The sequence below is a fragment of the Streptomyces sp. YPW6 genome, assembly GCF_018866325.1.
Taxonomy (GTDB): domain Bacteria; phylum Actinomycetota; class Actinomycetes; order Streptomycetales; family Streptomycetaceae; genus Streptomyces.
Window position 1 is genome coordinate 4,029,080 of record NZ_CP076457.1, and the last position, 20,303, is coordinate 4,049,382.

The following is a 20,303-nucleotide window of genomic DNA, read 5'->3' on the forward strand; positions in this document are numbered from 1 at the left end:
TCCCGTACGCACTGGTGGAGCCTGACGGCGCTGCTCGCGGTGGTGCTGGGGCTGCTGTGCGGGCCGGGGGCGTCCGCCGCCGGCCCGGGGACGTCCGCGCCGGTGACGCAGGTGGCGCGGGGCCCAGCCCAGGCGCAGGACGCCGGGGCCCGAGGCCGGGCCGCGACCGGGGCGGAGGCTCCGGGCCGGGCGGAGGCCGAGGGCACCGCCCCGGACCGGACGCGGCACCGGGGCCACCCCCGGGTCGTGACCGGTGCCGTACCCGAGGCCGTGACCCGGGTCATGATCGGTGCCGCCGTGGCCGGGCCCGCCGTGACCGGTGCCGTACCCGAGGCCGTCACCGGGGCCGCCGTGACTGGCGCCGTGACCAAGGCCGCCGCATCCGAGGCCGCGACCCGGGCCGTACCCGAGGCTGCGACCTGGGCCATGACCGGTGCCGCCGTGGCCGGGTCCGCCGTACCCGAGGCCGTGAACGGGTCCGCCGTGACTGGAACCGTGATCCCGGCCGCGACCAAGGCCGCCGTATCCGAGGCCGCGACTCGGGCCGCACCCGAGGCCGTCACCGGGCCCGCCGTGGCCGAGGCCGCAGGCGAGCGCGCCCCGGTCCCCGGCTGCGGAAAGCTCCGTGATCACGACGGTGAGCCCGCCGTGCCCTCCCGCGCCCGGTCCTCCCACGACCACGTGCCGGGCCTCGCGTCCTGGGGGCTGCCCGCCGCGACGGGCGCGCCGTCGGCCGAGCCGACGCCGGGAATACGGGCCCGCGCCCCCGTCCCGTACACCCCGACCCCGGTCGAACTCTCCGTGCTGCGGGTGTAGGGCCTGTCCGGCGGGCACCCGTCCGCCCGCGCCGTCCACCCCTTCCCTTCCGCATCCAGCACGGAGCGCCCCATGCCCACGCCCAAGAACCCCACGTCCTCGAAGTCCGCGAACGCGCGCAAGCCCCTCGTCTACGGCGCGGTGGTCGTCGTCGCGGCCGGTCTCCTCGGCTTCGCCTCGTACAGGGCCACCGCCCCCGACCCCACCTCCCAGGACACCGCCGCCACCGGCCCCGCCGCCGAGGTCTCCGTCGAACCGGACGCGGGCGTCCACCCGGAACTCGAGAAGCTCGCCCGCCGGGACGCCGACGACAAGCTGGCCATCGGCCCCGCGGACGCCCCCGTCGTCCTGATCGAGTACGCCGACTTCAAGTGCGGCTACTGCGGCAAGTTCGCCCGGGACACCGAGCCGGAACTCGTCGAGAAGTACGTGAAGGACGGCACGCTCCGCATCGAGTGGCGCAACTTCCCGATCTTCGGCGAGGAGTCCGAGAACGCCGCGCGCGGTGCCTGGGCCGCCGGGCAGCAGGACCGCTTCTGGGAGTTCCACCGCGCCGCCTACGCCGAGGGGGCGAAGGAGAAGGGCTTCGGCAAGGACCGGGTGAAGGCGCTCGCGCAGGAGGCCGGGGTGAAGGACCTGGACCGGTTCATGGAGGATCTCGACGGCGACGCGGCCCGCGCGGCGGTCAAGAAGGACCAGGAGCAGGCGTACGGGATCGGCGCCACCTCCACCCCGTCGTTCCTGATCAACGGCCGCCCGATCGCGGGCGCCCAGCCGGAGGAGACGTTCACCCGGGCCATCGAGGCCGCCGCCGAGCAGGCGAAGGGCACGGTTACGGCGGGCCAGGGCGGGGAGTCCGCCAAGTGACGGCGGACATCGGCTACTTCGCGGCCTTCCTCGGCGGGCTGCTCGCCCTGGTCAGCCCGTGCAGCGCGCTGCTGCTGCCGGCGTTCTTCGCGTACTCCATCGACTCCACGTCCCGGCTGCTGGCCCGTACCGGCATCTTCTACGCCGGACTCGCCACCACCCTCGTCCCGCTCGGCGCGGCCGGTTCGTACGCCGGACGGCTGTTCTACGGCCACCGCGACGCCCTCGTCACCGGCGCGGGCTGGCTGATCATCGTGCTCGGGCTCGCGCAGATCGTCGGCCTCGGTTTCGCCTCCCGGCGGCTGGCCGCGCTCAGCGGCCGGATCCGCCCCACCACCGTGTTCTCCGTCTACGCGCTGGGTGCGGTCTACGGTCTGGCCGGGTTCTGCGCGGGCCCGATCCTCGGCAGCGTCCTGACCGTCGCCGCGGTCAGCGGCAGCCCGGTCTACGGCGGGCTGCTGCTGGCGGTCTACGCGCTCGGTATGGCCGTCCCGCTCCTCGTCCTCGCCCTGCTCTGGGAACGCTTCGACCTCGGCCGCCGGACCTGGCTGCGCGGCCGGGCCGTCCGGCTCGGCCGGTTCGAGCTGCACACCACGTCCCTGCTGTCGGGGCTGTTCTTCATCGGCCTCGGCGCGCTGTTCCTCGTCTACGACGGCACGACCGCGCTGCCCGGCCTGCTCGGCGTCGACGACTCGTTCGCGGTCGAGCAGTGGGCGCAGCGGCTCGGCCAACGGGTGCCGGACGGGGCGGCACTGGTCGCGGTGGTGCTCGTGGCGCTGCTGGTCCTGGGCGCACGGGCCTGGCGGCGGCGCGACACCGGCGTACCGGCGGAGGAGAAGGAGCGGACCGAGACGGAGCGGACCGAGACCGGGAAGAGGTGACACGGCGCGGCCCCCGTGTTCGTCACGCGTCGGCACAAGGGGATCGGGTGAACCCCCGGCATGCCGCCCGAACTGCACGGAGCGGGTTTCCGGCGGGTATACGGTCCGCTACGTTGGCTTTTGGCGGGCAGCGCGATCAGTGGAGGCGGCATGTCAGCGAGCGCGGCCGGGGGGTCCGAGTTGCACCTGCCGGAGACGCTGAGCTGGGAGGAGCTCGAGCAGCTTCCGGACAGCATCGCCGAGGGGGTCGAGCTCTGGCAGGGCAAGGTGGTGTGGAACAGGCGCGGCCCGCTGGAGCACCAGCAGTTCGCCGTACGCATGCGCAACGCGCTCGAGGCAGCGGCCCGCCGCGCCATGCGGGAGGAGACCGGCGGAGGCGACCAGCGTTGCTGGCAGGTCGGTGTAGAGACCAACGTCTTCTTCACCCCCGACAGGTCGAGCTTCCTCACCCCCGACTTCCTGGTCCGCCGCTGCCTTCCCCGCGGAGCCGACACCTTCGCCACGGACACCGTCCTCGTGGGTGAGGTGCTCTCCGGCTCGGACACCCCCCGGCGCAGGCAGTGGAAGATGGACCGCTACGCGGAGGCGGCCATCCCCTGGTACTGGGAGATCGAGCTCGACTCGGGTGCGACCTGGGACGTCACCTCCGTGCGCGCGTACGAACGGGTCACGATCGACCGGTCCGGGCTCGCCGTGAAGCCGCTGCGCCCCTCGGTGTACGTCGCCGTCGGAGAGTGGGAGCCGGACGGCCTCGGTATCGAGTTCCCCGAGCCCTTCACCCTGAGTGTCACCTGGGAGGACCTGGCGTTCTAGAGCGTGTCCGGGGCAGAGCTCGCCGGGTCCGCATACGAGAACGTCCCGGACGGCATGCCGTCCGGGACGTTCCCACCTCTGGTGGCTGGGGCCGGGATCGAACCGGCGACCTATCGCTTTTCAGGCGATCGCTCGTACCAACTGAGCTACCCAGCCACGCAGCCGCTGGGGCTGCAAGCGGTCCTGACGGGATTTGAACCCGCGGCCTCCACCTTGACAGGGTGGCGAGCACTCCAAACTGCTCCACAGGACCAAGCAATGTGCGAAACAAGTCTCGCACACGGTGAAACGTGCCCCCAACGGGATTCGAACCCGTGCTACCGCCTTGAAAGGGCGGCGTCCTGGGCCACTAGACGATGAGGGCTATTGGCCCGCCGGTTCGCTTTGCAGCGCGTCGGGGACGTGAGAAGCATATGGGATGGGTGGAGCTATCGCCAAAACGGTTTACGGCGACGGGGTCGGGCGGCCCGGGGAGCGGGTCGCGGAGGGCGACGGGGACGCGGACGACGGTGACGGGGTGGGCGAGGCGGGGGAGTCCTTCTCCAGGTTCTCCTCCGGCAGATGGCGGCTGACCTCGGCGGTCGTCAGTCCGAGACCGCCGAGCGTGATCTCGTCCCAGGCCTGGAGCCGGCGGGTGGGGCGGTCCAGGTAGAGCACCGAGGCGTGCACCCTCTCCGGCTTCTCGTTCTGGACGGCGCGCAGCCCGCCGCCACCCGTGGAGCCCTCGACCTTCAGCCGGGTGCCGAGCTTCAGCTGCTCGTTGATCCGGCGGTGGAGGTGGCCGGAGAGCACCAGCGGCACCGTGCCGTCGGTCTCCCGGGCGGTGTTCGGGTCGTGGGCGACGGCGATGTCGACCGGGGTGCCCGCGCGCTCCTGGTCGCGCAGCGCGGAGGCCAGCCGGGCGCCTTCGAGCTGCGCGGCCGCCTTGCCGCCGACCGGGGCGGTCCGGTCCGGGGTGAAGGAGGCGTCACCGGTGCCCGCGATCCGCAGTCCGCCGACGTCGACCGCCTTGCCGTCGTCGAGGACCCGGACGTTCTTGAACTTCTTCAGGTAGTCCTGGGTGACGGTCGAGTCGTGGTTGCCGCGCACCCAGACGTAGGGCGCGCCGAGGTCGCGGATCGGGTCGAGGAAGCCGTTCTCTGCGGCGGAGCCGTGGTCCATCGTGTCGCCGGAGTCGATGATCACGTCGATCTCGTACTGCTTCACGAGCGAGGCGATGATGTGCCAGGCCGCCGGGTTGAGGTGGATGTCGGAGACGTGCAGGGCCCGGATGGTGCCGGGGTCGGGCCGGTAGACGGGGAGCGTGGAGGTCGCGTCGTACAGCTTGGTGACATTGGTGACCAGGCGGGCCAGTTCCTGCTGGTAGATGTCGAACTCGGTGACGATCGAGCGGGCGTCGCCGACCAGGGACGGCGCGCTGGTGAGCAGCCCGGAGAACCTCGGCTCCAGGACGGACTTCGGGTTCCAGGTGGCGTACGCGCTGACACCGGACGCGGCCAGCAGGGTGAGGGCGAGACCGCCGGCGGCCAGGGCGCGGCGGGGGCGGCGGTAGACGACGAGGCCGAGGGCGGTGGCGCCGGAGATCACGGCGACGCAGGAGCGTATGGCCAGTTCCTCGGTCCCGGCGGCGACGTCCCGGGTCACCTCGTCCTCAAGGCCGGAGAACCGTTCCGGCTGGTCGACCAGGATCTGGGAGCGCTCCGGGTCCAGCCGGTCCACCTCCACGTCGAGCCTCAGCGGCGCGATGTGCGAGTCCAGCTCCAGCGCGCCGAGCGGGGCCACGTTGATCCTGCTGCCGCCGGTGAGGGAGGGGCGGAGCGTCATGTTGGTGTCCATGGGGCCGACCGGCGTACGGATGGAGCCCACGGCGAGCAGTCCCAGCCAGGCCCCCAGGACGACGACGGCGAGCATGCCCAGGGCACGGAGCCAGGGGCTGCGGGCGGGGGCCGTCAGGTCGCCGGGGGCCGTCGCGCGAGGAGCCTTCGGCGCGGTGCGGCGCCGGGACGACGGGCGGACGGGCCGGCTGAGACGGTGCCGGACGCGGGCGGCTGCTGCACGGAACGGGGCGCTGACCATTGGGCGCGTATGCCCCGCCACGGCCCCGGCCATGCCGGGGAGCACCACCGGTCATGAGTCCGTACGGGCCGGGTCGCCGCGATGCCGCGCGCCCGCCACCTGCCGGTCCCCGGCCCCGGAGCCCGGAACGGCCGCGCCCGGTGACGGGCCCGGACCCCCGCCGCCTGCCCGCACCGGGCCCCGTACGGGACAATGGCCGGGTGCTGGAGATGACGCGCGAACAGTTCGAGGAGCTGGTGAGCCAGGCTCTGGACCGGATTCCGCCGGAGCTGACGCGGCTGATGGACAACGTGGCGGTGTTCGTCGAGGACGAACCTGACCCCGGCGACCCCGACCTGCTCGGGCTCTACGAGGGCACCCCGCTCACCGACCGCGGCGAGTGGTACGCCGGAGTGCTGCCGGACCGGATCACCATCTACCGGGGCCCGACGCTGCGGATGTGCGAGACGCGGGAGGACGTCGTCGCGGAGACCGAGATCACCGTGGTCCACGAGATCGCCCACCACTTCGGCATCGACGACGAGCGGCTGCACGCCCTGGGGTACGGATGAGCGAGCAGGAACCGCGGGAACTCCCGGAGCCCGGCCCGCCGTCCGCACCGCAGGGCCGGGTGCTGGCGGCGGTCGCGGCGGGCGGCGCGCTCGGAGCCCTCGTCCGGCACGGGGCGATGGTGCTGTGGCCGGCGCCCGGCCACGGCTTCCCCTGGACGGTGTTCGTCGCCAACGTGACCGGCTGCGCCCTCATCGGCGTCCTGATGGTGCTGACCGTGGAGCGGGGCCGGATCACCCACATGCTGGTGCGGCCCTTCCTCGGCGTCGGGGTGCTCGGCGGCTACACGACCTTCTCGACGTACGCGGTGGACGTCTCGGGCCTGCTGGCCCGTCAGGAGGCCGCGGTGGCGATGGCGTACGCGGCGGGGACGGCGGTGGCCGCGCTCGGATCGGTGTGGGCGGCGGCCGTGGCCACGCGGACCTGGCTCGACCGGGGCACGCGGCCCGGTCCGCGGGGCACACGGGGCTCCCGGGACACGCGGAGCGAGGGGCGGGCGGTATGACCTGGCTGCTGGTGGCGATCGGCGGCGCGGTGGGCGCGCCCCTGCGCTATCTGACGGACCGTGCGGTGCAGACGTACCAGGGGCCGGGCGTCCCGTACGTCTTCCCGTGGGGCACCTTCACGGCGAACATCGCGGGCAGCCTGCTGCTCGGCGTCCTGACCGGCGCGGCGGTCTCCTCGCCGGTGCACGCCCTGCTGGCGACGGGCCTGTGCGGGGCGCTGACGACGTACTCGACGTTCTCGTACGAGACCCTCCGCCTGGCCGAGACGGGCCGCGCCTTCCTGGCCGCCGCCAATGTGCTGGCGTCCCTGCTGGCGGGGCTGGGCGCGGTGTTCCTGGGGGCGGAGCTGGCGGGCGGGTTCGGGGTGTAGCGGGGCGTCGTGCGGCGGGGCCGGGCGGGCCGGCTCCGGCGGGTGCCGCGCGGGGTGCGGCGGGGCGTTGTGGTTTCGGGCGTGTCTCCGGCGGGGTCGGGGGAGTTGGGCACGGTGCGAAGCCTCGCTCCGGCGTCGCGGGCTCCGCCCCTCGCCACGCTCCCGCTCCCTCGCCCCGGAGGTGCCCCTCGTGCGCCAGTTCCCCGCCCCTGTCCGCTGGGCGGCCGTCACCGCGCTGACGATCGCCGCGTCCACCGGCTGCATGAGCGTCGGCGAGGACGGAGCCGGAGCGCCGGGGCCCTCGCGGTCCGCGGGCCCGAAGGGCTCCGAGGCCGATCCGGCCGGGGACACGGTGCCCGGCTCCGGGCAGTCCTGGAGGCGCGGCTCAGGGGGCGCCCACCCCCACTCGGACCGGGGCGTTCCCGGAAGCACGCCGAGCCCGGAAGCCTCCGGGACCACACCGTCGGCCACCCCCGAGGAGGCCCGCCCGGAACCGGCCGCCCCCGGCCAGCCGACCCGCAGCGGCTCCGTGCCGCGGCCCACGCCGACGCCCTCGACGCCGGGGCCGGGGGAGCCGCCGCCGGTCACCCCGGAGCCGCCGGCCCCGCCGACGCCCGCCCCGGACCCGGACCCCGAGCCGGAGCCCACCGATCCGCCGGAGCCGCCCCCCTCGGCCTCGCCCGCCGCGCAGTTCCGGGCCCAGGCGATGGGCGGACCGGAGGCGGGCGGGCCGCAGCGGACGCCGGAGGCATCGCCGCAGACGGGGCCGGTGTAGCCCGGGTCACAGCGCGGGGGGTTTGCGCAAGACGGGTGAGAGTGCGTATGGTGGTAGATCGTTTGATCCTCTTGCCCGGCGCCGACACAGAAGAGCGCCGTGTGGCGCGTACTCTCCCTTGCCGTGGCTGGACCGCATTGAGGCGGTCGAAATTGCGAATCACGGAGTTATGGGCGCGTGCCGAGACTCCGGAAGGTTTCGCATTTCGCATGTCTGTTTCCAGTTCTGACCGCACCGTCATGCCCGAGAACGTCGACAACGCCGAGCTCGCCGAGCTGGTCGAGTCCGCCGTGACCGAGGCCCCCGCCGGTGCGACCGCCCCGGCCGCCGACAAGACCGACGAGGCCCCCGAGGCCGAGGCGTCCGAGGCCGCCGCCGAGCCGACCGTCACCTTCGGCGACCTGGGCCTGCCCGAGGGCATCGTCCGCAAGCTCGCGCAGAACGGGGTGACCACCCCCTTCCCGATCCAGGCGGCGACCATCCCGGACGCCCTGGCCGGCAAGGACATCCTCGGCCGCGGCCGCACGGGCTCCGGCAAGACCCTCTCCTTCGGTCTGCCGACCCTGGCCGCCCTGGCCGGTGGCCGCACCGAGAAGAAGAAGCCCCGCGCCGTCATCCTCACCCCGACCCGTGAGCTCGCGATGCAGGTCGCGGACGCGCTCCAGCCGTACGGCGACGTGCTCAACCTGAAGATGAAGGTCGTCTGCGGCGGTACGTCGATGGGCAACCAGATCTACGCCCTGGAGCGCGGCGTGGACATCCTCGTCGCCACCCCGGGCCGGCTGCGCGACATCATCAACCGTGGCGCCTGCTCCCTGGAGGACGTCCGGGTCGCCGTCCTCGACGAGGCCGACCAGATGTCGGACCTGGGCTTCCTGCCCGAGGTCACCGAACTGCTCGACCAGGTCCCGGCCGGCGGTCAGCGGATGCTCTTCTCCGCCACCATGGAGAACGAGATCAGCACGCTGGTCAAGCGCTACCTCACCGACCCGGTCACGCACGAGGTCGACAGCGCCCAGGGCAACGTCACGACCATGTCGCACCACGTCCTCGTCGTGAAGCCCAAGGACAAGGCGCCGGTGACGGCCGCCATCGCCGCCCGCAAGGGCCGCACCATCATCTTCGTCCGCACCCAGCTGGGCGCCGACCGCATCGCCGAGCAGCTCATCGAGTCCGGCGTGAAGGCCGACGCGCTGCACGGCGGCATGACCCAGGGCGCCCGTACGCGGGTCCTGGAGGACTTCAAGAAGGGCTACGTCAACGCGCTCGTCGCGACCGACGTCGCCGCCCGCGGTATCCACGTGGACGGCATCGACCTGGTCCTGAACGTGGACCCGGCCGGCGACCACAAGGACTACCTGCACCGCTCGGGCCGCACCGCCCGCGCCGGCCGGTCCGGTGTCGTCGTCTCGCTGGCGCTCCCGCACCAGCGCCGCCAGATCTTCCGGCTGATGGAGGACGCGGGCGTCGACGCCTCGCGCCACATCGTCCAGGGCGCGGGCGTCTTCGACCCCGAGGTCGCCGAGATCACCGGCGCTCGCTCGCTCACCGAGGTCCAGGCCGACTCCGCGAACAACGCCGCCAAGCAGGCCGAGCGCGAGGCCGCCGACCTGACGAAGCAGCTGGAGCGCGTCCAGCGCCGCGCCGTCGAACTCCGCGAGGAGGCCGACCGCCTGGTCGCCCGTGCCGCCCGCGAGCGGGGCGACGACCCGGAGGCCGCGGTGGCCGAGGTCACCGCCGAGGCGGAGGCCGCCCTCGTGGCCGCCGTCTCCGTCCCGGAGCAGCCGGCCGCGCGCGACGAGCAGCGCCGCGACGAGCGGGGCAACTACGAGCGCCGCGACCACCGTGGCGGCTACCGGGGCAACGACCGTCGTGACGACCGCTCCTCGGGTGGTTTCCGCTCCGGTGGTGACCGTCGTGACGACCGTGGCGGCCGTTCCTTCGAGCGTCGTGACAATGACCGTCCGTCGTTCCGTGACCGCCGTGACGACCGCCCGTCGGGTGGTTTCCGCTCGGGTGGTGACCGTCGTGACGACCGTGGCGGCCGTTCCTTCGAGCGTCGTGACAACGACCGTCCGTCGTTCCGTGACCGCCGTGACGACCGCCCGTCGGGTGGTTTCCGCTCCGGTGGTGACCGCCGTGACGACCGTGGCGGCCGCTCCTTCGAGCGCCGTGACGACCGCCCGTTCAACCGCGACCGCCGCGACGACCGCCACTCCGGCGGCTACCGCTCCGGCGGCGGCGACCGCCCGTTCAACCGCGACCGCCGCGACGACCGTCCCTCGGGCGGCTTCCGCTCCGGCGGCGGCGACCGCCCGAGCGGCCGCCGTGACGACCACCGCGGCGCCGGCTCCGGCTCCTCGTTCGGCCGCCGCGACGACAAGCCGCGCTGGAAGCGCAACGGCTGACCCCGGCCCGGCCGGCCCCCGGCCGAGCAGGTCCGCCTGACAGACCGGCTGGGCCCGTACGCCACCGAACCGACTCGGTGACGTACGGGCCCTGTTGCCGTTCCGGACACCCCCTGGCGTGCTCGTACGGGCCGCGCTCCGCACTTCCGCAACAGCCGCGACGGGCCCAAGACCGATACCGGATCGGCTGCCGGGACCGGGCGGGCTATGCTCGGGGGGTGATGTTGCAGGGGCCGTTAGCTCAATTGGTCAGAGCAGCGGACTTTTAATCCGTTGGTTGTGGGTTCGAGTCCCACACGGCCTACCGACAGCAGGGCGGGGAATCCGCTCCGAGCTGCTCCTCAGTGCCTCGACAGGTCTCGGCCGGTCGGGGCACTTCGTCGTACCCGGGCAGGTGCGGGGCCAGGTCTCTCCCTTTCGGCCGATCGCCGCGTGACTTGTGCGAGCGGGGCGCGTTCACGAACGTATGCGAAAGATCATCACCTGCGGCCTGCTGGCCGCCGCGGCTCTCTCCGCCTCCACGCCCGCCTTCGCCGACAGCGACAGCAACTTCGGCAGCGGGGTCGACGCGGCGAACAACTGGAACTTCACCGCCGCCGCTGTGTGCCTCCAGGAAGTCGCCGTGGTCCCCGTCACCGGCGACTGGAGCGGCGACCACCGCAACAACTGCTCCAACGGGAACGTCATCGACCCCTCCGGCGACGCCGCGCTGCCGCCCGGGAACTGACGCGGGGCCGGGGGCCGCCTCCTTCGCCCCGGGCCCGGTCGCCAGGACTGCCCCGGACCATCTGGCCGGTCGGCAGGGGGACTTGCCGTCCAGGTGGACGCGGCGCCCGGGTAGGGGCGGCCGGTCCTCGACGCGCGGGCCGGCCGCGCCCGCCGACGTACGTACCGCTCGCGCCGGGTCGGCCGCCGGGTGCGGCGCGGCGTACTCCAGCCCGGAGAAGGAGACCGCGTACGGGGCCTCCTTCGGCGCCGGCAAAGCGGGAGCCGGTGGTCGGGACGCCTCCTGGTCAAGAGCACGCTCTGGAATGCCGTACAGTTGTATTCACCGACGCGGGGTGGAGCAGCTCGGTAGCTCGCTGGGCTCATAACCCAGAGGTCGCAGGTTCAAATCCTGTCCCCGCTACTGAAGATCCGGGCCCGGCACGCAGACAGCGTGCCGGGCCCGAGTCGTTTCCGGAGTCCGGGTCGTTACCCGGGGCGGCGCCCGGCGACGCTTGACCTTGACGCAGCGTAAAGATCTAGCGTTTCCGGCATGGAGTGGTCCATTCAGGAAATCGCCCGGCAGGCCGGCACCACGAGCCGCACGCTCCGGCACTACGGGGACATCGGCCTCCTCGCGCCGAGCCGGACCGGGAGCAACGGTTACCGCTACTACGACCAGGACGCCCTCGTCCGGCTGCAGCGGATCCTGCTGCTGCGGGAGCTCGGGCTGTCGCTGCCCGCCATCAAGGACGTGCTGGAGGGGCAGCGGGACACGGCGGTGGCGCTGCGGGCGCATCTGCGGCTGCTCGAACAGGAGCAGGCGCGCATCGGACGGCAGATCGCCTCGGTGCGGACCACGCTCCACAAGACCCGGGAGGGGATGGAACTCATGGCCGCTGAGGTGTTCGACGGCTTCGACCACACCGCACACGAGCAGGAGGTCACCGAGCGCTGGGGCCGGGGCGCGTACGAGGAGGGCGACCGCTGGTGGCGTTCGCTCGGGGACGGGGAGAGGAAGGCCTTCAGGGACGAGCACGAGGCCATCGCGCGCGACTGGGGCCGCGCCAGGGAGGCCGGGCTCGCCCCCGACGGGCCCGAGGCCCAGAACCTCGCCCGGCGGCACTGCGCCTGGCTCTCCTCGATCAAGGAGCCCAGCCGTTCGTATGTGATCGGGCTCGGGGAGATGTACGTCGCCGATCCGCGCTTCGGCGAGAACTACGATCGCCACGGGGACGGCACCGCCGCCTTCGTCCGGGACGCCCTGACGGCCTACGCGCGGCACCGGCTCTCCGACTGACCGCGACCGGCCGGGCCGCCACCGCCTTTTCCCCCTATTCGGCCGATGCCCGCTCGCCGTCCGGCGCGGCTCCGGGAAGCATGGACGGGGCGCGGTACCGTCCGCAGCCGTGGGTGGACCGGGCAGGAGTGCACAGGTGGGGATGGCCGAGAGGCGGCGCAGCGGAGCGGCGGGGGGCATGGACGCCGTGGGCCGCGCGGTGTTCGGGTCCCGGGAGGGGGAGCTGGCGTCCGGCGGCGGACGGGGCACCGGCCGGTTCGTCCGGATGCTGCCCGCCCTGCTGATCCTCGGCGGGCTGCTGTTCGACTCGCTGGCCCCGCCCAACTTCACCGCCGTCCCCCTGTTCGTCGCGGCCCCGCTGATCGCCGCCCCGTTCTTCTCGCTGTCCCGGACCGTCCGCACCGGGATCGCCGCGATCATCTCGGTCATCGTGATGCGGATCTCCGACGGGACGTCCACCCAGGTGGTCCCGGTCATCGAGACGGTCACCGTGCTCACGGGCTCGGTGCTGGCCATCGTCATCAACGGCGTCGTGCGGCGCGGCAACGAGCAGCTGGCCTCGGCCCGCGCCGTCGCGGAGACCGCCATGCGGGCCGTACTGCCCACGCCGGTCGAGCGGATCGGCGGGCTCCAGGTGGCCGCACGGTACGAGGCGGCGCAGGCGGACGAGTTCGTGGGCGGCGACCTGTACGCCGTCGCGGACACCCCCTACGGCGTGCGGGTGGTGGTCGGCGACGTCCGCGGCAAGGGGCTGGGCGCCGTCGAGGCGGTGGCGGTGATCATCGGGGCGTTCCGGGAGGCCGCCGAGCAGGAGCGTTCGCTGGAGGGTGTCGCCCAGCGGCTGGAGCGGGCGCTGGCACGGGAGGAGACGCGGCGGTACGGGCTGGACGCCATGGAGGGGTTCATCACCGCCGTGCTGGCCGAGATCCCGCCCGGGGCGGCCACGGTCCGCCTGGTCAACCGCGGCCACCCCGAGCCGATCCTGCTGCACGCGGACGGCGCCCTGGAGGTGCTGGCGCCCTCGGTGCCCGCCCTGCCGCTGGGCATGGACCTCGGGGTCTGGCCCGACCGCGCCGACGAGTGGGCGATGCCTCCCGGGGCGACGCTCCTCGCCTTCACGGACGGCCTGTCCGAGGCCCGGGACGCGAACGGGGTCTTCTACGATCCGGCGGCCCGGCTGCGCGGCCGGATCTTCCCGGGGCCGGAGGAGCTGCTGTCGGCGCTGACCGATGACGTACGGCTGCACACCGGCGGGCACGCGACGGACGACATGGCGCTGATCGCGGTCGGCCGGCCGGCGGAGGGGCAGCCCGCGCGGCGGACGACGGTGAAGATCGTGGGCCGGGGCGGCGAGGACGCGGCCCGCTGATGTGACGCGCCCGCGGGGGTCCGTGCCGTTACCTGGAGCCGGGTGGACCACGGGCGATGACACGGTGCGTAATCGAAGGAAACCGCTCCGCATAACAGATGACACACCGTCAGAAAAAGGCGTGTGACTGAGCCCCGGTCAAGTAGCCCGATTCCGCCCGGTTGTGCACCGTACCTCCCACTCCTGTTCGTTAATGATCAACAGGAACGGCTTGGAATCGGGCCCGTGCGTCTATTAACGTTCGATAACGCAGCGCGGTCGTCACAGCCGTCGTCAGGGACGGCGCCGCGCGCGAGCGCCGAATTCCGCAAGGGAACCGGGGAACCACCTACATGGGGTGAATCGGACGCCTGCGTCTCGTGAGAGGCGGAGGGGCCCGTAGGAGACCTTCCTGCTCCGAACCCGTCAGCTAACCCGGTAGGCGAGAAGGAAGGAAAGGAGTGCGCCCACGTGGCGTCCAACCAGCCTGCCCCTGAGGCCCCGTCACCCTTCAGCACCGACAGCTACGGTGGCGCCGAGCGGTCCGTGGGGGAGTGGAATCCCACCGAGGACTCCATCCGTCCCGTGCGCGGCAGGCACCGCGTCGCCAAGCAGCGTGGTCTGGCCCGTAGCTCCACCGTCCTCGGGGTCGGCGTCATAGCGGCCGTCGGAGCCGGTGGCATGGCCACCGCTCAGGACAAGGCGCCCGTCTCCATCTCTCTTCCCGATTCCATCGCGGACAATCTCCCCGACGCCAAGTCCCTACCCGGCGTCGGGACCTTCATGTCCGACGAGGCGGAGGCCGCCCCGGTCGCCGCGGCCGCGCCGCTCACCACCGCCGGGCTCACCAGCGCCGAGGCCGAGCAGGGCGCCGACGCCGGCGAGGCACTGCGCGCCCGGATCCTCCAGCAGGCCGAGCAGCAGCAGGCGAGCGCCGACGCCGAGGCCAAGGCGGCGGCCGAGAAGGCGGCTGCCGAGAAGGCGGCGGAAGAGGCCAAGAAGCAGCAGGACGAGGCCGAGGCCGAAGCCGCCGCGAAGAAGAAGGCGGCAGAGGAAGCGGCGAAGAAGAAGGCGGAGGAGGAGCGTCTCGCCAAGCTCGCCGCCAGCTTCTCCCTGCCGGCCGCCTCGTACACGATCACTTCCACCTACGGTCAGTCCGGCGCGATGTGGTCCTCGGGCCAGCACACCGGCCTCGACTTCGCCGGCGCGGCCGGATCGCCGCTCAAGGCCGTGCACAGTGGCACGATCACGTCGGCCGGCTGGTCCGGTTCGTACGGCTACCGCACGGTGCTCCAGCTCGACGACGGCACGGAGATCTGGTACGCGCACCAGTCCTCGATCGACGTCTCGGTCGGCCAGAAGGTCACGACCGGCGAGACCATCGGCCGCATGGGCGCGACCGGCAACGTGACCGGCGTCCACCTCCACCTGGAGGTCCGCACCGCGGGCGGCTCCGCGATGGACCCGATGGCCTGGCTGAACAGCAAGGGCCTGCAGGTCTGAGCCCCTCGGGCCGGCGCCCGTCGCCGGCCCGCCCCCTCCCGGGCCGGCATCCCTCGCCGGCCCCCCGGGGGCCGTCCTGTGCGGCCCCCGCCCCGAAACCCCGGCAGCCCTGACGCACACCCCCCGACGTCAGGGCTGCCGGTCCGTCCGGGGGAGGCGGCGCCGAGGACGGAAGGAGCCGGTGGCATGGGCGCGAGGGCACGCCGGGCCCGACCGAGCCGGTCGCATCCGGGCGAGGGGCCACGGGCCCGACCGAGCGGTGGCATCCGGGCGTGGAGCTACGGCCCCGGACGGAGCGGAAGCCCTGGCGTCGGGGAACGAGAGGCTACGCGCCCGGATGGAGCAGGCGACGGAATACCGTCTCCCGCCCGGCCCGTTGAACCCTCACATGACGTCAGCGCGCATCCCTCTCGGCACCTCCGGCCTCCAGGTCTTCCCCCTCGCCCTCGGCGGCAACGTCTTCGGCTGGACGGCGGACGAGAAACAGTCCTTCGCCGTCCTGGACGCCTACGTCGCGGCCGGCGGCAACATCATCGACACCGCCGACGCGTACTCCGCCTGGGTCGAGGGCAACCGGGGCGGTGAGTCGGAGACCGTCATCGGCAAGTGGCTCGCCTCCCGCTCCCACCGGTCCGACATCGTCGTCGCCACCAAGGCCGGTGCCCACCCCGCGTTCCGGGGCCTGTCGGCCGGCACCATCAAGGGCGCGGCCGAGGCATCGCTGCGCCGGCTCGGCACCGACCACATCGACCTCTTCTACACGCACTTCGACGACGAGACCGTTCCGGTCGAGGAGATCATCACCGCCCTCGACCAGCTGGTGAAGGACGGCAAGGTGCGCCACATCGCCGCCTCCAACATCAGCCCCGAGCGCCTCGCCGCCTCCCTCGACTTCTCCGAGCGCGAGGGCCTCGCCCGGTACGTCGCGCTCCAGCCGCACTACAACCTGGTCTCCCGCGACACGTACGAGGGGGCCCTCCAGGACACCGCGGCCGCCGCGGGCCTCGCCGCCCTCCCGTACTTCGCGCTCGCCTCCGGCTTCCTCACCGGCAAGTACCGCGCCGGTACCACGGTGGAGAGCGCGCGCTCCGCGAAGGCGGGCGGCCACCTGGAGTCGGAGCGGGGACGCAAGGTGCTGGCCGCCCTCGACCAGGTGGCCGGGGAACGGAACGCCGAGATCGCGACCGTCGCCCTCGCCTGGCTCGCCGCGCAGCCGACCGTCGCCGCCCCGATCGCCTCCGCGCGGACCGTCGAACAGCTCCCCGCCCTCATGGCGGTCGCCGACCTGCGGCTGACGGACCGGGAGATCGCCCTGCTCACCGAGGCGTCGGCCTGACGGAGCCGGGGTCGCCGTGCCCGTGCCCGTATCCGTAGGGATGGGCCTGGGGCTGCCCGTACTGCGCGCCGTAGCCGGGACCGTATCCGGGTGCGGCGCCGTGGCCCTGCCCCGGACCGCTTCCGTACCCGGGGGCGTACGGCTGGGAGGGGGGCCGGCCGTACGGCGTCGGCGCGTGGTGGCCGTGGTGGCCGTGGTGCGGTCCCCGGTGGGACGTGAGACGGGCCGCGTGGGTCAGGGCCGGGGCCGCGACGCCCCGGCGCTGCCACAGGTGGTGCAGCAACTCCCGCTCGCGGGCGCCGAAGTCCGGGCCCACCGCGCCGTGGCGGGCCCGGCGGCGCAGGCCCGCGAGCGAGGTCGCGAACGACTCGTACTCCGCGACCGCGCGGGCCGCCGCCCGGCCCCGGGCCCGGTCCTGCTGCCAGTGGCGGGCCAGGTCGCGGGCCATACCCCGGGCCCGCATGGAGGAGAGTGCCGACGGCTCGGCGGGGGTGAGCCAGCCGGCCGCCGCATACGCGGGCAGCTCGGCGGCGAGCGTCCGCAGCTCCCGCTGGCGCGACCAGATCGCCAGCCAGGTCACCAGGCCGAACGCCGGGACCATGACGATCCCGTACACCGCGTAGAAGCCGTACGGGCCGAAGGCCGACGAGCCGTTCCACAGGGCGTGCAGTCCCATCGCGAGCAGCAGACCCAGCATCGGCAGGGCGATCCGGCGGGTCCGGTGGCGGCGGGCGCTGACGGCCGCGAAGCCGAAGCCGAGGCCGGTGAGGACCGTGAACAGGGGGTGCGCGAACGGGGACATGACGATCCGCACGAAGAACGTCCCCGCCGTCACCGAGGCGAACCCGGAGCTGCCGAGCTGCTGGTCCTCGCCGAAGGCGTTGCCCAGATAGAGGATGTTCTCGGTGAACGCGAAGCCCGTCGCGGTGAACCCGGCGACGACGATGCCGTCCACCACTCCGCTGAACTCCCGTCGGCGGAACAGGAAGATCAGCAGCACGGCCGCCGCCTTCGCGCTCTCCTCGACCACGGGGGCGATCACCGTCGCTCCCAGGGTGTCGGCGCTCGCCGGGTCGGCCGTCGCGGTGGCTATCCAGCGCGTCGCGAAGGAGTTGGCGATGATCGCGACGAGCGCTGCGGCGCACGCCCCCCAGGCGAAGGAGAAGATCAGATTCCGCCAGGGTCCCGGCTCGACCCGGTCCAGCCAGCGGAAGGCGGCCATCAGCAGCGGTACCGGCAGCACCGCCAGGCCCAGGCCGACGAGGAACCCCTCGGGCCCGGTCTGTTCCCGGACGAGCGCGAGGATCACCAGACCGCACAGCAGGAGCGCCACGATCACGGCCCCGGCGCGGAACACCTTGCTGCGCCACACCATGCCGACGCGGTGCGGCCGGTAGCGTGCCCGGCCGCGCTCCGGCACGGCGCCCAGGACCTCGTCGAGCCGCTGCTCGTGGAGGACCGGGACGGCCGGGTGCGCCTGCTGTTGCTGCACGGAGGGGTCGGACACCTCTCGACCCTAACGAGGAGCACCGACACCCGGCGACGGCGCATCCGGCCAGGACATGGCCGTACGCCGTCGTGCGCCCCCGTGCGTCGGAGGCGGGAGCCCCGCGCGTCCGACGGGTGTGTCAGACGCGGGCGAACAGCAGGTCGTGGACGACGTGCCCCTTGTCCAGGCCCTGCCCCTCGAAGCGGGTGAGCGGCCGGAAGGCGGGACGCGGGGCGTATCCGCCGTCGGCCGCGGTGTTCTCGAAGCGGGGGTGCGCGGTGAGCACCTCCAGCATCTGCTCGGCGTACGGCTCCCAGTCGGTGGCGCAGTGGACGATCGCGCCGGGCTTCAGCACCGGGGCCACCAGGTCCAGGAACGCGGGCTGGATGAGGCGCCGCTTGTGGTGGCGGGCCTTGGGCCACGGGTCGGGGAAGTAGACCCGCAGACCGTCGAGGGACTCGGGGGCCAGCATCTCGCGGAGCAGGATGACGGCGTCGCCGTTGGCCACCCGGACGTTCGTCGAGCCGGCCTTGTCCGCGAGGCCCAGCAGATTGCCCTGGCCGGGGGTGTGGACGTCGACCGCGAGGATGCCGGTGCCGGGGTCGTCGGCCGCCATCTGCGCGGTGGCCTCGCCCATGCCGAAGCCGATCTCCAGGACCACGGGCAGCCCGTCGAACAGCTCGGTGAGATCGAGGACGCGCTTGCCGTCGATGTCCAGGCCCCACTGCGGCCACAGCCGCTCCAGGGATTCCTGCTGGCCGGTGGTGACCCGGCTGCGGCGCGGCTGGAAGCTGCGGATCCGCCGTTCGTGGTGCGAACCGGCCGGGTCGGCGGCCGGGCCGCCGGGGAAGCGCGGCTCCATGCGCAGCCTCCGGGCACGCTCGAAGGAGGCGGCCCGCAGCGCGTCGTCGTCGGCCGCGACGTCGCCGGGCATCGAGCTGCCGGGCGTGGAGCCGTCGGCCGTGACGTCGCCGGGCATCGAGCTGCCGGGCGTGGAGCCGTCGGCCGTGACGTCACCGGGGGGCGCGGTGCCGTCGGGCGTGGCCTCGCCGGGCGTCGTCTCGCGGGTCGGGCCGGCGGCGGCCGTGACGCCCGCGGCGGCGTCGTCGGCCGCGGTGCGGGCGAGCGCGTCGGCCGCCGTGGAGCCGGTCCGCGCGGGGCCGGCCGGCGTCGCGTCGGCGTCGTCGGATCCGGCGGGGGTGGGGTTCAGGGGCTGCTCAGACACAATGACCGGATTCTACGGCCGGCGGCTTCCACCCCGTCCCGCGAGCCCGGCGCAGCGCGAGCCGCGCCACCTCCCGTCCGATGGGCAGGCACGCCGTCGCGGCGGGCGACGGGGCGTTGAGCACGTGCACGGTGTGCGGGGCCTCGCGGATCAGGAAGTCGTCGACCAGCGTGCCGTCCTTCAGCACCGCCTGGGCCCGCACCCCGGCGGGCGACGGGCGCAGGTCGTCCTCGGTGACGGCGGGCAGCATCCGCTGGACGGCCCGGGTGAAGGCGGCCCGGGACAGCGAGCGGTGCACCTCACCGGCCCCGTACCGCCAGTGGCGGCGGGCGATGCTCCAGGTGCCCGGCCAGCTCAGCGTGGACAGCAGGTCGGCGGGCCGGACCCGGGGCCAGGAGTACCCCTCGCGGGCCAGGGCGGGGACCGCGTTCGGCCCGACGTGGACGGAGCCGTCGAAGCCCCGGGTGAGGTGGACGCCGAGGAAGGGGAACGCCGGGTCCGGTACCGGGTAGACCAGACCGCGCACCAGCTCGGGGCGGGCCAGTGCGTAGTACTCACCCCGGAACGGCACGATCCGCACCCCCGGGTCGTCCCCGGCCAGCCGGGCCACCCGGTCGCAGTGGAGCCCCGCGCAGTTGACCAGGACCCTGGCCCGGACGACGAGGCCGTCCGCCGTGCGCACCGCGACGCCCCAGGGGCGCCGGTCCACCGCGGTGACCTCCGCGCCGTACCGCACGATGCCGCCCGCCGCCGTGACCTCGGACGCGAAGCGGGCGGCCACGGCGGTGAAGTCGCAGACGCCCGTCGTGCCGACCCGGATCGCCGCCAGGCCCCGGACCTCCGGTTCGTGTTCGGCGATCTGGGCGGGGCCCAGCTCCCGCACGGGCAGCCCGTGCTCGCGACCGCGCTGCACCAGGGCGTGCAGCCGGGGCAGCTCGGAGCGGTCGGTGGCGACGATCAGCTTGCCGGTGGTGGCGTGCGCGACGGAGTGCTCCGCGCAGAAGTCCGCGAGCTCCGCCGAGCCGCGCAGCGCGTACCGCGCCTTGAGGGAGCCGGGGCGGTAGTAGATGCCGCTGTGGATCACACCGCTGTTGCGGCCGGTCTGGTGGCGGGCGGGGCCGCGCTCCTTCTCCAGGACCGTGACCCGGGTGCCCGGAGCCGCCCGGGTCAGCGCATACGCGGTCGACAGACCGACGATCCCGCCGCCGATCACCAGCACATCGCAGTCGTACGCCGCGTGCGTCATCATCACGCCACCTCCCACCCCGATAGTGCACTGACCCACTGACAACCGGCTCAAACCCGGGACGGGCGGGGCGTGGCGCACAGCCCGCCC

General features: G+C 73.6%; 18 protein-coding genes, 5 tRNA genes and 1 riboswitch. Of the genes, 16 read left to right on the top strand and 7 right to left on the bottom strand.

Features of this window, described 5'->3' with window-relative positions; translation table 11 throughout:
• Window positions 1-426: 426 nt before the first annotated feature.
• The 4 genes from KME66_RS33980 to KME66_RS17855 all read left to right on the top strand — a co-directional run bounded on the left by KME66_RS33980 (window position 427) and on the right by KME66_RS17855 (window position 3,377).
• Entirely contained in the window at window positions 427-816 is a 390-nt protein-coding gene (locus KME66_RS33980; RefSeq protein ID WP_253208597.1) for a hypothetical protein, read from the top strand.
• A 72-nt stretch (window positions 817-888) separates the two neighbouring features.
• Window positions 889-1,683 (top strand): thioredoxin domain-containing protein, encoded by a 795-nt coding sequence (locus KME66_RS17845; protein WP_073228424.1) that lies wholly within the window; start codon window positions 889-891, stop codon window positions 1,681-1,683.
• The gene (locus KME66_RS17850; protein ID WP_216323678.1) at window positions 1,680-2,564 is read left to right on the top strand and encodes a cytochrome c biogenesis CcdA family protein; all 885 of its coding nucleotides are present in this window, start codon (window positions 1,680-1,682) and stop codon (window positions 2,562-2,564) included. Before KME66_RS17845 ends, KME66_RS17850 begins: the two co-directional genes overlap by 4 nt.
• Before the next feature lie 150 nt (window positions 2,565-2,714).
• Complete coding sequence (locus KME66_RS17855; RefSeq protein ID WP_216323681.1) at window positions 2,715-3,377, top strand: Uma2 family endonuclease; 663 nt, start codon at window positions 2,715-2,717, stop codon at window positions 3,375-3,377.
• Window positions 3,378-3,456: 79 nt separating this feature from the next.
• On the opposite strand, the gene KME66_RS17860 is transcribed toward KME66_RS17855, so the two are convergent.
• The 4 genes from KME66_RS17860 to KME66_RS17875 all read right to left on the bottom strand — a co-directional run bounded on the left by KME66_RS17860 (window position 3,457) and on the right by KME66_RS17875 (window position 5,453).
• Window positions 3,457-3,533 (bottom strand) — tRNA-Phe (locus KME66_RS17860).
• A gap of 22 nt (window positions 3,534-3,555) precedes the next feature.
• Window positions 3,556-3,630 (bottom strand) — tRNA-Asp (locus KME66_RS17865).
• Window positions 3,631-3,668: 38 nt separating this feature from the next.
• A tRNA-Glu gene (locus KME66_RS17870) sits at window positions 3,669-3,741 on the bottom strand.
• An 80-nt stretch (window positions 3,742-3,821) separates the two neighbouring features.
• On the bottom strand, window positions 3,822-5,453 hold the full coding sequence (locus KME66_RS17875; RefSeq protein ID WP_216323684.1) for a metallophosphoesterase: 1,632 nt from the start codon (window positions 5,451-5,453) through the stop codon (window positions 3,822-3,824).
• Window positions 5,454-5,653: 200 nt separating this feature from the next.
• Here KME66_RS17875 and KME66_RS17880 point away from each other — a divergent pair, with 200 nt between their 5' ends.
• From KME66_RS17880 to KME66_RS17935, 12 genes are all read left to right on the top strand, one after another.
• Window positions 5,654-6,004, top strand: coding sequence for a metallopeptidase family protein (locus tag KME66_RS17880; protein ID WP_030298144.1), 351 nt, complete (start codon window positions 5,654-5,656; stop codon window positions 6,002-6,004).
• Window positions 6,001-6,507 carry a CrcB family protein gene (locus KME66_RS17885; RefSeq protein WP_216323687.1) on the top strand — a complete coding sequence of 169 codons (507 nt, stop codon included), beginning with the start codon at window positions 6,001-6,003 and terminating at the stop codon, window positions 6,505-6,507. The genes KME66_RS17880 and KME66_RS17885 overlap by 4 nt, the downstream gene beginning before the upstream one ends.
• Complete coding sequence (crcB, locus tag KME66_RS17890) at window positions 6,504-6,878, top strand: fluoride efflux transporter CrcB (RefSeq protein ID WP_073228453.1); 375 nt, start codon at window positions 6,504-6,506, stop codon at window positions 6,876-6,878. The genes KME66_RS17885 and crcB overlap by 4 nt, the downstream gene beginning before the upstream one ends.
• Before the next feature lie 190 nt (window positions 6,879-7,068).
• On the top strand, window positions 7,069-7,653 hold the full coding sequence (locus KME66_RS17895; RefSeq protein WP_073228457.1) for a hypothetical protein: 585 nt from the start codon (window positions 7,069-7,071) through the stop codon (window positions 7,651-7,653).
• A 239-nt stretch (window positions 7,654-7,892) separates the two neighbouring features.
• The gene (locus KME66_RS17900; protein WP_073228460.1) at window positions 7,893-10,061 is read left to right on the top strand and encodes a DEAD/DEAH box helicase; all 2,169 of its coding nucleotides are present in this window, start codon (window positions 7,893-7,895) and stop codon (window positions 10,059-10,061) included.
• 230 nt (window positions 10,062-10,291) lie between these two features.
• Window positions 10,292-10,365: transfer RNA gene (locus KME66_RS17905), tRNA-Lys, on the top strand.
• Between the two features lie 162 nt (window positions 10,366-10,527).
• Window positions 10,528-10,788 carry a hypothetical protein gene (locus KME66_RS17910; protein ID WP_216323689.1) on the top strand — a complete coding sequence of 87 codons (261 nt, stop codon included), beginning with the start codon at window positions 10,528-10,530 and terminating at the stop codon, window positions 10,786-10,788.
• Between the two features lie 328 nt (window positions 10,789-11,116).
• Window positions 11,117-11,190 (top strand) — tRNA-Met (locus KME66_RS17915).
• Window positions 11,191-11,319: 129 nt separating this feature from the next.
• Complete coding sequence (locus KME66_RS17920) at window positions 11,320-12,066, top strand: MerR family transcriptional regulator (protein ID WP_216323692.1); 747 nt, start codon at window positions 11,320-11,322, stop codon at window positions 12,064-12,066.
• Between the two features lie 142 nt (window positions 12,067-12,208).
• Window positions 12,209-13,435: a PP2C family protein-serine/threonine phosphatase gene (locus KME66_RS17925; RefSeq protein ID WP_216323695.1), complete on the top strand. Its 1,227-nt coding sequence runs from the start codon at window positions 12,209-12,211 to the stop codon at window positions 13,433-13,435.
• A gap of 286 nt (window positions 13,436-13,721) precedes the next feature.
• Window positions 13,722-13,874, top strand: a riboswitch (cyclic di-AMP (ydaO/yuaA leader).
• A gap of 11 nt (window positions 13,875-13,885) precedes the next feature.
• A complete protein-coding gene (locus KME66_RS17930) occupies window positions 13,886-14,917 on the top strand; it encodes a M23 family metallopeptidase (RefSeq protein WP_216323698.1) in 1,032 nt (343 codons plus the stop codon).
• Between the two features lie 388 nt (window positions 14,918-15,305).
• Entirely contained in the window at window positions 15,306-16,253 is a 948-nt protein-coding gene (locus KME66_RS17935; RefSeq protein WP_216323701.1) for an aldo/keto reductase, read from the top strand.
• On the opposite strand, the gene KME66_RS17940 is transcribed toward KME66_RS17935, so the two are convergent.
• The 3 genes from KME66_RS17940 to lhgO form a co-directional block, all read right to left on the bottom strand.
• On the bottom strand, window positions 16,234-17,760 hold the full coding sequence (locus KME66_RS17940; protein WP_216323704.1) for a PrsW family glutamic-type intramembrane protease: 1,527 nt from the start codon (window positions 17,758-17,760) through the stop codon (window positions 16,234-16,236). The genes KME66_RS17935 and KME66_RS17940 overlap by 20 nt on opposite strands.
• 121 nt (window positions 17,761-17,881) lie before the next feature.
• A complete protein-coding gene (gene trmB, locus KME66_RS17945; protein WP_216323707.1) occupies window positions 17,882-18,967 on the bottom strand; it encodes a tRNA (guanosine(46)-N7)-methyltransferase TrmB in 1,086 nt (361 codons plus the stop codon).
• Entirely contained in the window at window positions 18,960-20,216 is a 1,257-nt protein-coding gene (gene lhgO / locus KME66_RS17950) for an L-2-hydroxyglutarate oxidase (protein WP_216323710.1), read from the bottom strand. The genes trmB and lhgO overlap by 8 nt, the downstream gene beginning before the upstream one ends.
• Between the last annotated feature and the right edge of the window lie 87 nt (window positions 20,217-20,303).